At 75.1% G+C, this 12500-nt stretch carries 13 protein-coding genes; 4 read left to right on the forward strand and 9 right to left on the reverse strand.

Annotation, left to right across the window (positions count from 1 at the left end; translation table 11 throughout):
• Positions 1-12 precede the first annotated feature (12 nt).
• A complete protein-coding gene (locus tag ACH4VX_RS30330; protein WP_398371850.1) occupies positions 13-1254 on the reverse strand; it encodes a lycopene cyclase family protein in 1242 nt (413 codons plus the stop codon).
• Positions 1255-1451: 197 nt separating this feature from the next.
• Between ACH4VX_RS30330 and ACH4VX_RS30335 the strand changes: the two genes are divergently transcribed.
• The 3 genes from ACH4VX_RS30335 to ACH4VX_RS30345 all read left to right on the forward strand — a co-directional run bounded on the left by ACH4VX_RS30335 (position 1452) and on the right by ACH4VX_RS30345 (position 5236).
• Positions 1452-2762 carry a polyprenyl synthetase family protein gene (locus ACH4VX_RS30335; protein WP_398371851.1) on the forward strand — a complete coding sequence of 437 codons (1311 nt, stop codon included), beginning with the start codon at positions 1452-1454 and terminating at the stop codon, positions 2760-2762.
• 471 nt (positions 2763-3233) lie between these two features.
• Positions 3234-4235, forward strand: coding sequence for a phytoene/squalene synthase family protein (locus tag ACH4VX_RS30340; RefSeq protein WP_398371853.1), 1002 nt, complete (start codon positions 3234-3236; stop codon positions 4233-4235).
• Entirely contained in the window at positions 4232-5236 is a 1005-nt protein-coding gene (locus tag ACH4VX_RS30345; protein ID WP_398371855.1) for a DUF5914 domain-containing protein, read from the forward strand. The genes ACH4VX_RS30340 and ACH4VX_RS30345 overlap by 4 nt, the downstream gene beginning before the upstream one ends.
• Before the next feature lie 13 nt (positions 5237-5249).
• On the opposite strand, the gene ACH4VX_RS30350 is transcribed toward ACH4VX_RS30345, so the two are convergent.
• From ACH4VX_RS30350 to ACH4VX_RS30380, 7 genes are all read right to left on the reverse strand, one after another.
• Positions 5250-6131: an SDR family oxidoreductase gene (locus ACH4VX_RS30350; RefSeq protein WP_398371857.1), complete on the reverse strand. Its 882-nt coding sequence runs from the start codon at positions 6129-6131 to the stop codon at positions 5250-5252.
• Positions 6128-6601 (reverse strand): hypothetical protein, encoded by a 474-nt coding sequence (locus tag ACH4VX_RS30355; protein WP_398371859.1) that lies wholly within the window; start codon positions 6599-6601, stop codon positions 6128-6130. Before ACH4VX_RS30355 ends, ACH4VX_RS30350 begins: the two co-directional genes overlap by 4 nt.
• 45 nt (positions 6602-6646) lie before the next feature.
• Entirely contained in the window at positions 6647-8293 is a 1647-nt protein-coding gene (locus ACH4VX_RS30360) for a phytoene desaturase family protein (RefSeq protein WP_398371860.1), read from the reverse strand.
• Positions 8286-8792 carry an SRPBCC family protein gene (locus ACH4VX_RS30365; protein WP_398371861.1) on the reverse strand — a complete coding sequence of 169 codons (507 nt, stop codon included), beginning with the start codon at positions 8790-8792 and terminating at the stop codon, positions 8286-8288. Before ACH4VX_RS30365 ends, ACH4VX_RS30360 begins: the two co-directional genes overlap by 8 nt.
• 165 nt (positions 8793-8957) lie before the next feature.
• Positions 8958-9833, reverse strand: a complete 876-nt coding sequence (locus tag ACH4VX_RS30370; protein WP_398371862.1) for an oxygenase MpaB family protein — start codon at positions 9831-9833, stop codon at positions 8958-8960.
• Between the two features lie 51 nt (positions 9834-9884).
• A complete protein-coding gene (locus tag ACH4VX_RS30375) occupies positions 9885-10151 on the reverse strand; it encodes a hypothetical protein (protein WP_398371863.1) in 267 nt (88 codons plus the stop codon).
• 35 nt (positions 10152-10186) lie between these two features.
• A complete protein-coding gene (locus tag ACH4VX_RS30380) occupies positions 10187-10981 on the reverse strand; it encodes a restriction endonuclease (protein ID WP_398371864.1) in 795 nt (264 codons plus the stop codon).
• Positions 10982-11148: 167 nt separating this feature from the next.
• Between ACH4VX_RS30380 and ACH4VX_RS30385 the strand changes: the two genes are divergently transcribed.
• Positions 11149-11841 (forward strand): GAF and ANTAR domain-containing protein, encoded by a 693-nt coding sequence (locus tag ACH4VX_RS30385; RefSeq protein WP_398371865.1) that lies wholly within the window; start codon positions 11149-11151, stop codon positions 11839-11841.
• Between the two features lie 18 nt (positions 11842-11859).
• On the opposite strand, the gene ACH4VX_RS30390 is transcribed toward ACH4VX_RS30385, so the two are convergent.
• Positions 11860-12441, reverse strand: coding sequence for a hypothetical protein (locus ACH4VX_RS30390; protein ID WP_398371866.1), 582 nt, complete (start codon positions 12439-12441; stop codon positions 11860-11862).
• Between the last annotated feature and the right edge of the window lie 59 nt (positions 12442-12500).

Consider the following 12500-nt stretch of genomic DNA (forward strand, 5'->3'; position numbering starts at 1 on the left):
GGTCGGCCCGGGTCAGGGGCCGTCGAAGGGGCGGCGGGGCAGGGTGGGCAGTTCCATCGCCGAGCGGAGCATGGGTCCGATCGGGGCGTGCAGACCGACGGCGAGGTCCTCGTGGAGGCGGGTGCGGCCGTCCAGGAAGCGCAGCAGGCGCCGCATGGGCACGCGGGTGAAGAGGTGGGAGAACAGCGCGGGTCCGTCGGTCCGGCCGCTGTCCAGGGCGCGCAGCAGGACGGCGTCCATGGCCCGGGAGCGGGCCGAATGGGCAGGGGGCGGCACAGGATCACGGCCCTGGCGGAGGGCGGCGGCGACAGCCCTCGTCTGCCGTTGGATCCCGGCGAAGGTGTAGCCGGTCGAGGGGCGGGTGGCGCCGCCCGCGGCACCGATGCGGAAGACGGAGGCACCGACCTGACGGGGGATCGCGGCGTCGGTCATCGGGATGATTCCCGTCTCGGTGGACAGGATCCGCAGTTCCCCCAGTCGGAGTACATCCTCGGTGTACTGCCGTACCGCCGACTCGTAGCCGTCGGCGGTGAGGGGACGCCGGGAGAACTCGGTGTACTCCACCAGCGCCTCGCGGCGGCCGACGGGCAGGACGTAGCCGAAGGACAGTCCGCCGGCGGGCTGGGGGGTGCGGAAGTCCATCAGGTCGGCGGTCCGTGGGTCGAAGGCCGGGCGGGCGGTGCGGACGAACCAGCCATGGAAGTGCTGCAGCAGTGTGGTGCGGGCGGCCGGCAGGCTGCCCGGGGGACGAGAGTCGAACACCCAGCGGACCCTCAGGAAGCGGGCGCGGCCGTCGGTGTCCCTCAGCTGGACCAGGGCTCCCCCGGGCACGTCCTCCACGGTTTCGACGGTGGCCTCCAGCCGGCGGACGAGCGGGCTGTCGGCCAGCTCGTGGCCGACCAGGTGCTCGAAGTCGTCGGACCGGATCATCTTGTAACGCAGCGGCGTGATGTCCCCCTCGACCGTCCGGCCGGACGGGGGACGCACCCGCAGGTGCCGCCAGGTCGCCGTGACGGCGGCGTCGAAACGGCCCGCGCCCGCTTCCCAGAAGCACCAGGTACGGCGCGGGGGACGCAGCGGGCCGGGCGGGGCGTCCACCAGGACGACCGACGGTGCCCGGGTTCCCGGCACGGTCCGTGACAGGCGGTGGGCCAGGGACAGTCCGGCGGCTCCCGCCCCGACAACCGCCACGTCGGCGTCCAGCACGACGGCACGCTCCTCCCGCTCCTCGGCACACACGCACCTGGCCAGCATTCCTGCCTGTGTGCCCGATCCGATCCAGGTCACTCGGACGTGTGACGGACCACTGCCGGTGAGACGAGGGGGCACAGGGGGAAGGCATGCGACGGCATCCGCCGGACCGTTCCCGCTCGTGCCGCATCCGCGTGCGGTGCGCGAGCGGAAAGACGTGGGCGACGGAATGCTCGGTGTTCAGGACGAGAGGAACCGGGATGGGCCGCACACAGGCGGAGGATCACGACACGACGGGGCCGCGGCTCGTCGGGCACCGGGCGTCGGGGCCGGCGCGCACCGGGCCCGCCGCCGCGTCCCCCGGTGTGCCGTACGACGCGCGGCACACGGTGCTCCCGCCGGAGGCGCCGGACGCGTCCGCCGTGGACCGGGACGTGTCCGGCGCGGTCGGCCGCGTGCTCGACCACGTGCTGGCCGACCGGGTGGCCCGCGCGCGCGACGTGGACCCGCTGTTCGGCGGCGACGTGGCCGGACGTGTCGCGCACTTCACCCGTACGGGCGGCAAGCGCACCCGCTCCCGTTTCCTGTGGTGGGCGCTGCGCGCCTGTGGTGGCGAGGGCGCCGCCCCGGTCGCGGCGGCCCTGCGGATCGGTGCGGCGCTCGAGCTCCTGCAGACCTGTGCGCTCGTCCACGACGACGTGATGGACGGCTCCGCGCTGCGCCGTGCACGGCCCACGCTCCATGTCGATGTCGCCGCCCAGTACGCGGACGCGGCACCGGCCGGGCGTGCCGGGCGCCTCGGCGGCGGGACCGCGATCCTCGCCGGCGATCTGGCGCTCGTGTGGGCCGACGATCTCCTGGCCGAGACGCCGCTCGAAGGGGACGGCGGGCGGACGGTGCGCCGGCTCTGGAGCGACATGCGCACGGAGATGGTGGCCGGCCAGTACCTGGACCTGCACGGCCAGGCGACGGGGTCGCGGTCCCTGCCGCGCGCGCTGCGCGCCGCCCGTATCAAGAGCGCCCTGTACTCGGTCGAACGGCCGATCGCCCTCGGTGCCGCGCTCGCGGGCGCGGACGACGACACCACGGCGGCCCTGTGCGCGGCCGGGCGCTGTGTGGGCACCGCGTTCCAGCTCCGCGACGATCTCGACGACGTCTTCGGTGATCCGCGGCGCACCGGCAAGCCGACGGGCGGAGACATCGGCGAGGGGAAGCCGACCTGCCTGGTGGCGGTCGCCCACGCACGGGCCGAGGCAGCCGGCGACCGCCGGGCTCTGGACGTGCTGGACCGCTCGCTCGGCCACGGCGCGCTCACCGAGGAGGGCCTGGAGGAGGTGCGGGGGGTTCTGACGGGCACCGGGGCACGGAGCACGGTCGAGGCGATGATCAGCCGGCTGGTGACCCGGGGGCTGCGGCACGTCGACGGCGCCCTCCTCGATCCGCGCGGCGGGGAGCGGCTGCGGCTGCTGCTGGCCTCCGCGGCGGGTGAGGGGCCTCCGCGGGACACCCACCGCCGCGGCCCCCGTCCGGAACCCGCACGGGCGGCCGGTGGCCAGGAGGCCGACCGGTGATCCGCACCGTGCCGGGCCGTACGGATCATGCCGTCGTGGGCCCCGCCGGACGCCATCCGCACCACGTCCTCGCTCCGTGCACCGACACCGGCACCGGGCCGGGCGCCGCCGCCCGGACGGACCCGGCGCAGGGCCACCGGGACGCGCCGTCGCGGGAGCCGGAGCGGCGCGGACCGGCCGGGCCGGGGTCCGCCGTCGAGACGGAGCGCGTGGTCACGTCAGTCGACCGGCACGCGCGGGGGCACGCGGCCGGTACGCCGTTCGCCACGGCCCACGCCTTCGCCCGGACGGGGCCGTTCCGGCCGCGCGACCCGGTCGGCGGCTCCGGGAACGCCGTACCGGCCGGCTGTGGCGCCACCCCGGCAGCGGCGTGCCGGCCGTGCCGCTGTCCGGGAGGCCGGCCGCGGCAGGGACCACCGGCGGTCCGTGACGGCCGCGTCTCCCCTTCACCCCCACGCAGGAGGCCTCCGTATGACCGACCGTGAACTCGACGCGGCCGGCGTCACCGATCCGGCGCTGCGCGAGGCCTACCACCACTGCCGGGGGCTCAACGCCCGGCACGGCAGGACGTACTTCCTCGCCACCCGGCTGCTGCCCGTCGAACGGCGCCCCGCCGTGCACGCCCTGTACGGCTTCGCCCGCTGGGCCGACGACATCGTCGACGCGCTCGGCACCGGAGCGGGCACCGCACGCCGTGACGCCGAACTGTCCGCGCTCCAGCGGCAACTGGACAAGGGCCTGCGGGACGGCGACAGCACCGAACCCGTGGTGCGGGCGGTCGCCGACGCCGCACGCCGGTACGGCATCGACCACGGGCACTTCGCCGACTTCATGACCGCCATGCGTGCCGACCTGGTGGTCACCGACTACGCCGACTACGCGGCCCTGCGCCGGTACATGCACGGCTCGGCGGCGGTCATCGGGCTGCAGATGCTTCCGGTGCTCGGCACGGTCACCTCGCGCGAGGCTGCCGCGCCGCACGCCGCGGCCCTCGGGATCGCTTTCCAGCTGACCAACTTCCTGCGGGACGTGGGCGAGGACCTCGACCGGGGGCGGGTGTACCTGCCCGCGGACCTGCTCACCGCGCACGGCGCCCACCGGGCGCTGCTGCGGTGGAGCCGGGACACCGGCCGCCGCGACCGGCGTGTCACTGCCGCGCTGAGGGAGTTCGAGGCGCTGGCCCGGGGCGTGTACCGGGAGGCCGCACCGGGGCTCGCGATGCTGGAACCGGTGTCCCGGCCGTGCGTCCGTGCGGCGTTCGTGCTGTACGGCGGGATCCTGGACGCCGTGGCGCGGGACGGCTGGTCGGTGCTGCACCGGCGGGCGGTGGTCCCCCGTCGGCAGCGTGCCGTGGTCGCCGCCGACGGGCTCGCCCGGGTGACCGCCGCCCGGCTGCGGGCCCGCGGCGGCGGCCGGCACCCGCACGTCCGTCCGCTCGTCCCGTGCCCGCCGGTTCCCGAGGAGGTCGCATGAGCACCGGATCCGGGAGCGGGCGCCGGCGCCTGCCGCTGTCCCTGCGCCGGCGCGCGGTGCCGTGGGAACGGCAGCGTCCCACCTGGCGCGAGGCCCGGCCCGCCGTCATCGCCGGGGCGCTGAAGCGGGCGCAGGCGCGTCCGTCCGGCAACTGGTACGTCGTCGGCGCCTCCCGCGACGTGGGCGGTGACCGTCCGCTGGCGCGGACCGTGGCGGGGCAGGAGGTGGTGCTGTGGCGGGACACGGCCGGCCGTCCGGTCGCCGGGCCCGGGATCTGCCCGCATCTGGGCGCTCCGCTGCGGGACAGTCCCGTGCACTGCGGCACGCTGGTGTGCCACTGGCACGGACTCGCCCTGGACGGCGGGTCCTTCGCGGGCTGGGAGCCGTTCCCGGCGTACGACGACGGTGTCCTGCTGTGGGTCCGGCTGGACGCGGTGGGCGGCGAACCGCCGCTGGACACGCCGGTGGTGCCGCGGCGGCCGTCCCCGGCGCGCGCCCTGACGGCGGTGTACACCGGCGTGGGGGTCTGCGAACCCGAGGACGTCGTGGCCAACCGTCTGGACCCCTGGCACGGGGCCTGGTTCCATCCCTACTCGTTCGTCGACCTCACCGTGGTCGGCGCGCCGGACGGGAACGAGGACGGCTTCACCGTGGACGTGTCCTTCAAGGTGGCGGGACGGCTGGTGGTGCCGGTGCGGGCGGTGTTCACCGCGCCCGAGCCGCGCACGGTCCTCATGCGCATCACCGGGGGCGAGGGAGCGGGTTCCGTCGTCGAGTCGCACGCCACCCCCCTGGGGCCCGATGACCGGGGGCGGCCTCGTACGGCGGTCGTCGAGGCGGTGGTGGCGGCGTCCGGCCGTCCGGGTTTCGCCCTGGCGCGCGGTGCGGCACCGCTGCTGCGTCCGCTCGTACGGGCCGCCGCCGGGCGGCTGTGGCGCGACGACCTGGCCTACGCGGAGCGTCGCTGGTCGTTGCGTTCCACGGGGCGTCTCCCGGGCTGAGCGGCCGGCCCGGTCAGGGACGCGTGCGGGACGCGGCCCGGTCGGCCTCGCCGCCGGCGCCGAGGAGCCCGGTGTGCCGCAAGGGGTCCTCGGCCTCCAGCCGGGCCAGTTCCCGGCGGGCCACCCGCAGCACGACCGGGGGCAGTGCGGCACGCGTCGCCTGTGCCAGACGCAGCCAGCCTGGCACGTAGACGGCCGTGCTGCGGTGCTCCACCGCCGCTGCGAGCCGGGCGGCGACCTGGTCCGCCGGGTACAGGCGCCGGGCCGGCGGCGGCATGTGGCCGCGCAGCTCCCGCAACACGGGATGGCGGTCCGCGTCACGGATCATGTCGGTGTCGGTCCAGTTCAGGTAGCCGATGCCGACGGCGACACCGTGGTGCGCCACTTCGGCGCGCAGGGAGTGGGCGAAGGCCTCCACGCCCGCCTTGGAGGCGCAGTAGGCGCTCATCATCGGGGCGGCGCCGATCGAGGCCAGCGAGGCGACCTGGAGGTAGTAGCCCTTCGTCGCCAGCAGATCCGGCAGGAAGGCGCGGGCCGTGGCCGCGCTGCCCGTCAGGTTGACGTCGATCACGCGGCGCCACAGGGCCGGGTCCGAGGTGACGAACGGGCCGCCCTCCGCGACACCGGCGTTGGCCACCACGGCGGAGGGGGCGCCGAGGTGTGTCCTGACCCGTTCGGCGGCCCGCTCCAGCGCGGCCTCGTCGGTGACGTCGAGCTCGCCCACCCATGCCCGCGTGGGCAGGCTCTCCGCCACCGCTTCCAGCCCGGCCTTCTCGTGACCGAGCAGTGCGACGCCGGCGCCGCGCCGGGCGAGGTCGCGGGCCAGGGCGGCGCCGACCCCGCGTGCGGCGCCCGTGACCACGACGGTACGGCCACGCAGCGGGCCGGCGCTCATCGGCCGTCCCCTTCGCCGGGCGGCCGGCCTGCGTCGGGGCGGGCGGTGTGGTCGGGGTGGCCGGCGGTCCGGCGGGCTTCCTTCATCTCGGCCTCGTAGAGGTGGTCCCGGCCCTCGGCCAGTTCCTCGACGGCGGCCTGTTCGATCTCCTTGAACGCCTGGTAGTAGGTGGTGTCGTAGGCCTCGACGACCTGGAACGTCCAGTGCCCGGGGATCACGTTGCGGCCCAGCACCTGGGTCCGCACCGTCTCCGCCCAGTCCGGGTGCCCGGCCTTGTGCAGCAGTTCGACCGCCCGGTCGAGTTCGAGGTCGGCGGTGCCGGTGAGCTGGTGGAAGCTGTAGAGGTGGCCCCGGGCCCGTTCGGTCGTCTCCAGCGCCTTCGACAGCGAGCCGAGCGCCTCCACCGTCTCGTCGCCGACGCCTTCGGGGCGCCGGTGGGCGAGGTCGGGGCCTTCGTCGTGTCGGGTCATCGTCCCGCCTCCGTCGGTCGTGGTCGATGGGGTCGTGCGCACCGGTCATCCACCGCCGTTCCCGCCCCTGTCGGGTTGCCGGCGGCCGGTGCGGTCGCGTCGGGCCAGCAGCCGCTGCGCCCCGGTCAGGCCCGCCGCGAAGGACCGCCGCAGCGCGGCGCGTGCCGCGTTGGCGCCCGGCGCGCCGTGCACGCCGCCGCCCGGATGGGCGCCGGCGGACGCCAGGTAGAGGCCCTTGACGGGGGTCTCGGGCCGTCCGGTGCCGGGGGCCGGGCGGAAGACCAGCTGCTGGTGCATGGCCGCGGTACCGCCGTTGATGGCGCCGCCGTGCAGGTTCCGGTCGAGGGACTGGAGGGTGGGCGGGGCGAGGACGCGCCGAGCCCGGATCGTGGCCCGGAAGCCGGGCGCGAAGCGTTCCACCTGGCGCTCCACGCGGTCGGCCATGAGTTCCTGTTCCCTGGCGTCCCAGGCACCGGTGAGCGAGTCCCCGCCCGCGTCGCCGGCGACGTCGTGGGGCACATGGGTGTAGGCCCACGCGGACTCGGTGCCCTGCGGGGAGCGGGAGGGGTCGGCGGTCGTCATCTGGCCGAACAGACAGAAGGGGCGGTCCGGGACGCTGCCGGTGGCGAGCTGGGCGGCGAAGCGGGTGAGCTCGTCGATGCCGTCCGCGAGGTGGACGGTGCCGGCGCCCGCGGCCTGTTCGCAACTCCAGGGCACCGGGCCGTCCAGCGCCCAGTCGACCTTGAAGGTGGCGAAGTCCCACTGGAAGCGCCGCAGGTCGGACAGCAGCTGGGCGGGAACGTCCTCGGGGCCGAGGAGTTCGCGGTAAAGGGCGGGTACCGCCACGTCCGCGAGGACGGCACGGCCGGCCGCGAACGTCTCGCCGTCGGCCGTGCGCACCCCGGTCGCCCGGCCGTCGCGTACGAGGATCCGGTCGACACGCCTGCCGCAGCGCAGCATCCCGCCGCGCGCCCGAAGCCGACGCGTCAGTGCCTCGGTGAGGGCTCCGGCGCCGCCGGCCGGCACGGGAAAGCCGTACGTCTGTCCGAGCATCGACATCAGCCAGCCGAAGCCGCCGCTGCCCGCGGCCTCCGGTGCCAGGTCGGCGTGGAGCGCGTTCCCGGCCAGCAGCAGCCCTCCGCCCTCGCCCCGGAACTCCTCCTCCGCCATCCGGCGCACCGGCAGGACCAGGGTGCGCGCCATGCGCAGCCCGCCCGTGCCGCGCAGCTTGACGGCCAGCCGGATCCCGGAACGGACGGGCGGGAAGGGAGTGAACAAGGCGTCCAGGAGATCCGGCCGGAGGCGCTCCCACATGTCGTGCAGGCGGCGCCAGGCGGCCCCGTCGCCCGGCGCGAAGGCCTCCAGCGAGTCGGCGGTGACGTCGACACTGCGGTCGAGAACCGCGCACCGGCCGTCGCCCAGGGGATGCGCGACCACGTGCGGGGCGTGGCTCCAGCGCAGTCCGTGACGCTCCAGGCCCAGTCCGGAGACGATCGGGGAGGCGGCGGCGAGCGGGTAGAAGGAGCTGCAGAGGTCGCTGACGAACTCGGGATCGGCGCCCCGGTCGTGGCGCACGGCTCCGCCGGGCTCCGGCTGCTCCTCCAGCACCTCGACGCTCCAGCCGGCGTCGGCGAGCAGGTTGGCCGCGACCAGTCCGTTGGGGCCGGCCCCGATCACCACGGCGTCAGGCACGGGCGTCTCCCCCGTCGGGGTTCGGCGGCACCACCTGGCCGAGGGAACGGTGCCGCTCCGCCTCGGCCGCGTCGGCCTCACAGATCCTGGCCAGCCTGGCGAGCATGGCGCGGTGACGGATCTGGATCAGGGCCTCCACGGCCACGTTGTGCATCGTGCCGCCCACCCCCCGCAGGGGGTGCTCGTCCACGATGACCAGGCAGTGGTCGCCCCAGGGCCGCAGTTCGACGGCGATGCGGGCGGTGCCGAGGGGGCCGGCCTTGGCCTCGAGCTCCAGCGCCTCGCCCGGCACACAGCGCCGGACGACGGTCTCGTTGGACAGGCTCAGGGGTCCGAGGCGCACCTCGAAGCCGATCGCCGAGCCGAGCTGCGGCCAGTGTCCGCGCACCGGTTTCGACGAGGAGGTGCCCACCACCCAATCCGCGTACCGGGTGCCGTCCTCCAGGACGGCCCAGACGGACTGCGGGCTCGTCCTGATCAGATGATGGCGAACCGCCACTTCGACCTCCCGTGTCCGCGCGTGACGTCAGTCAGCACTGAGTGCCCCTTCTGACCGGGGTCAACCGGCGAGGGTCCGGCGCTTGCGGGGCGCCTCCTCCGGAGGGGATGCCCCCGGCCCGCCCGTGCCGCCCCGGCGGTACGGCTGCCCGCGGCCGGTACGGTGTCAGGCCGTCGTGTCGCGGGTGGGTGCCAGGGCCCAGCGGATGGCCGTGGTGACGGCGGTGCCGAGGGGGCGTACGCACACGTCCTCGGCCGGGGGTATGCGGGGCAGCCACAGGGCGCGGGAGGCCCAGCCGGGCAGCAGGGAGACGGCGTTGGCGGCGAGGACGCCGTACGGCAGCCGGGCGAGCAGCGGGACGGGCGGGTTGAGCAGCAGGAAGCGGGCGGTACCGCGTGCCTCGGGGGTGGCCCGCAGCTCGGCGCGGTAGGCGGCCAGCCGCTCGGCGAGTCCGGCGCGGTCGGCCGGCGGGTCAAGCACGCCGAGCGCGGTGGCGATGCGCGCCATGTCGGCGACGTACGCGTCGCAGCCCTCGCCGTCCAGGGGACGGGCGCCGTAACGCTGGTGGGCGCGCAGGAACATGTCCACCTCGGCGATGTGCACCCAGCAGAGCAGACGGGGGTCGGACGCCCGGTACTCCTCGCCGTCGGCGGTGGTGCCCCGCACCGTCTCGTGGACGGCCCGGACCCGGTCGACGGCCTGCCGGGCGCTGTCGGCGGTGCCGTACGTGGTGACGGCGAGGAACGTGCTGGTCCGCTGCAGGCGCCCCCAGGGGTCGCCGCGGAACCCGGAGTGCCCGGCGACGGCGGCCATGGCCAGCGGGTGGAGCGACTGCAGCAGCAGGGCCGACAGTCCGCCGATGAACATCGACGCGTCCCCGTGCACCCTCCTGACCGGCCGGTCGGGGCCGAACCAGCGTGGGCCGGGCGTGCCGTGGATGCGTGCGCGGTTGTCCGGGCCGTCCGGGCCGGCGACCCGGGAGAAGATCGCGTGACCGATCCGGTCGCGCAGCACCGAGTTGCCTTCCGTCAGCAGTCCCATGGCTCGCTCCCTCTCCTCACGCCCCCGAAGACCCCGTACCCGGCCGGACGGCTAGGGAACGTCGCCGCGCCAGTCGTACACCCGGGCACCGGTGTCACGGGGCACGTACACCGCGCGGCCGCCCGCGCCGTAGCGGCCCAGCTCGGTGGGCAGGCCGACACCGTGCCTCAGTTCCGTCTCGCTGCGGCCGGTGACGTCCAGCAGCAGACCGTCCAGCGGGCCGCCGGCCAGCTCCACGTACGACCGCCCGTCACGCGGGCCCGGATCGTCGTGGTCCGCCCCGTAGACCCTGCCGCGCATGAACTCCAGTTCGTCCATACCGGCAGGATGGCATCCGGCACTGACAACCGGGCCTACACCTCGTCCGCGCCCACCGCCCAGGGTTCCGGTGCCCGTCCCTCGCTCCAGGCGAGCAGGGCGTCGCGGTTCACGCACACGATGCCGCACTGCTCGGCGTACTCGACGGCCGGCGCGGTGAAGTCACTGGTGGTGACGACGAGGGCGACATCCGCCTCGTGGACGGTGAAGCAGGTGCCGCCGAAGCGCTGGAGGTCCTGCGAGCCCACCTTGTTGTCGTCGCCGTAGCGCTTGCACTGGACGACGAGGCGGCGGCCGTCGGGGGTCAGGGCCGTCACGTCGGCGCCCAGGTCCCCCGCTCCCCCGACGACCTCCACCCGCGCACAGCCGTCCCGCACGCACAGGTCCGCTATCGCCGCCTCGAACTCCTCGGGGCTCAGGGCGTCGTGGTCGATGCCCGGGGCGACGGGCGCGACGACCGTGGGGAGGACGTCGTCGTACGATCCGGCCGGTGCGGGGATCACGGGCCGGAGCGGGGGCGGGGCGGGGTCGTCCAGGGCGTCGAGCGCCGTCGACGTGGCCTCTTCCAGGGCCTCACCCGCCCGGCGGGCGATCCTCGCCGCGGACGGCCGCCGCCGTCCGCGTCCGTGGGCCAGCAGGATCGCGACGACCACACACAGCAGGACGACGATCCACACCGGGCGCCGCTGCGCGACTCCGGCCAGCGCGCGCACCGCGAAGCCGGCGACGATCAGGGCCGTGGCGAGCAGGCCGAAGAACATGGCCGTCGCCCGCAGGTCGAAGCGCCGCCCGCGGTACCTCGGACGCGTACGGCGCTGGGGCATGGTCACCCTGGTGGTTCCTCTCTCGCGGCCGGCAGGACGTGCGCCCGGGGCCCACGGGGCTCCCGAAGATCACTTACGCCGTCTGCCCCGGATCGGGCCGTTCACCGGCGTGCCGCACATCGGCGCGGGGTAGAGGCGGTGTGTGCTGACTGCGGCAACCAGGGAGGCGGACGGTGGACTGGCGGTACTTCGCTCAGCAGCTGGCCTCCATGGCGCGTGATCTCCTGGCCGAGCACACCCTCGACTCGACCCTGGAGCAGATCACGCGCAAAGCGGTGGAACTCGTCGACGGCTGCGACGCCTCCGGGATCCTCGTCCTGCGGGGCGACCGGGTGAGTTCGCTGGCACCGACCACGCAGCTCGTGATCGACAGCGACCGTCTCCAGGGACGCCTGCGCGAAGGGCCCTGCTTCGACGCCGCCCGGCCCGACCGGGCCGAACGCGTCTTCCGCATCCCCGACTTCACCGCGGACCCCGAACGCTGGACGTCCTTCGTGCCGCGCTGCCGGGAGCTCGGGGTGGGCAGCATGATGGGCTTCCTGCTGTACACCCGGGAGGAGGAACTGGGGGCCCTCAACATGTACTCCCACAAGCCGGGCATGTTCACCGAGGACAGCGAGACGGCCGGCTGGCTGCTGGCCTCCCACGCGGCGGTCGCCTTCTCCACCGCCAAGACCGACGCCCAGCTGCAGGACGCCATCGCCACGCGGCATCTGATCGGCGAGGCGATGGGCATCCTGATGGGCCGCCACCAGGTGACGGAGGACCAGGCCTTCGACATCCTGCGCACCCGGTCCCAGCGCACCAACACCAAACTGCGCGAGGTGGCGCGCCAGGTCTGCGAGACGGGTGTCCTGAAGCAGTGACCGCCCGGCGGCGGTCGCTCAGCGGCCGCCGGTCCAGTCGTGGGCGACGTCGATCACGAGGTGGCCGTCGAGCCGCAGTACCCGGAACGGCAGCCGCGCCCGTACACCGAGGCCGATCTGGGTCTCGCCCTCGAAGCTGCCGGCGAACCGCGCGTCCCTGAACGTGCGGTACCCGGTGAGGTCCACGCCCGGCAGGGTGTGCCCGGCGCGCGCGGGATAGGTGGGCTCGCCGGTCTCGGGGGCGTACGAGGGCGCGGCCACCCGCACCTCGAGGACGGCGCCGCCGGAGACGGGGACGGGCCGGCCCGATCCGTCCTGGTGGAGGCGGTCGACGTACTGGACGGAGTAGCCGAGGCCGCTGTGCGCGGCGCCGGGCAGGTCGACGACCATACGGTCGTAGCAGGTGTGCCGCCCGGTCCTGATGTCCCGTACCGGTGTGGTCGTGCTGTCCGGGCCGGACTTGGGCAGGCTGCCCCAGCCGGTCGGGCAGGCCGTGGCCCGGGCCACCGTCGCCGGGGTGGCGACGGCCGGGACGGCCGCTGTGGTCAGCGTGGCGCCCACCAGCACGAGAGTCGCGCAGATTGTTCTCTTTCGAAGCATTTTCAGCCCCCTGGGCTCGCATCCTTCTGGTATCGGGTGAGACGACCGGGATGCCCCGA

The organism is Streptomyces sp. NPDC020731 (assembly GCF_044334705.1).
Taxonomy (GTDB): Bacteria; Actinomycetota; Actinomycetes; order Streptomycetales; family Streptomycetaceae; genus Streptomyces.

Bases quoted from the DNA above. Each gene is read 5' to 3' on its own strand.
- ACH4VX_RS30355 (WP_398371859.1), bottom strand. From the start codon at position 6,601: ATGACCCGACACGACGAAGGCCCCGACCTCGCCCACCGGCGCCCCGAA.
- ACH4VX_RS30335 (WP_398371851.1), top strand. From the start codon at position 1,452: ATGGGCCGCACACAGGCGGAGGATCACGACACGACGGGGCCGCGGCTC.
- ACH4VX_RS30340 (WP_398371853.1), top strand. From the start codon at position 3,234: ATGACCGACCGTGAACTCGACGCGGCCGGCGTCACCGATCCGGCGCTG.
- ACH4VX_RS30350 (WP_398371857.1), bottom strand. From the start codon at position 6,131: ATGAGCGCCGGCCCGCTGCGTGGCCGTACCGTCGTGGTCACGGGCGCC.
- ACH4VX_RS30345 (WP_398371855.1), top strand. From the start codon at position 4,232: ATGAGCACCGGATCCGGGAGCGGGCGCCGGCGCCTGCCGCTGTCCCTG.
- ACH4VX_RS30370 (WP_398371862.1), bottom strand. From the start codon at position 9,833: ATGGGACTGCTGACGGAAGGCAACTCGGTGCTGCGCGACCGGATCGGT.
- ACH4VX_RS30390 (WP_398371866.1), bottom strand. From the start codon at position 12,441: ATGCTTCGAAAGAGAACAATCTGCGCGACTCTCGTGCTGGTGGGCGCC.
- ACH4VX_RS30375 (WP_398371863.1), bottom strand. From the start codon at position 10,151: ATGGACGAACTGGAGTTCATGCGCGGCAGGGTCTACGGGGCGGACCAC.
- ACH4VX_RS30330 (WP_398371850.1), bottom strand. From the start codon at position 1,254: ATGCTGGCCAGGTGCGTGTGTGCCGAGGAGCGGGAGGAGCGTGCCGTC.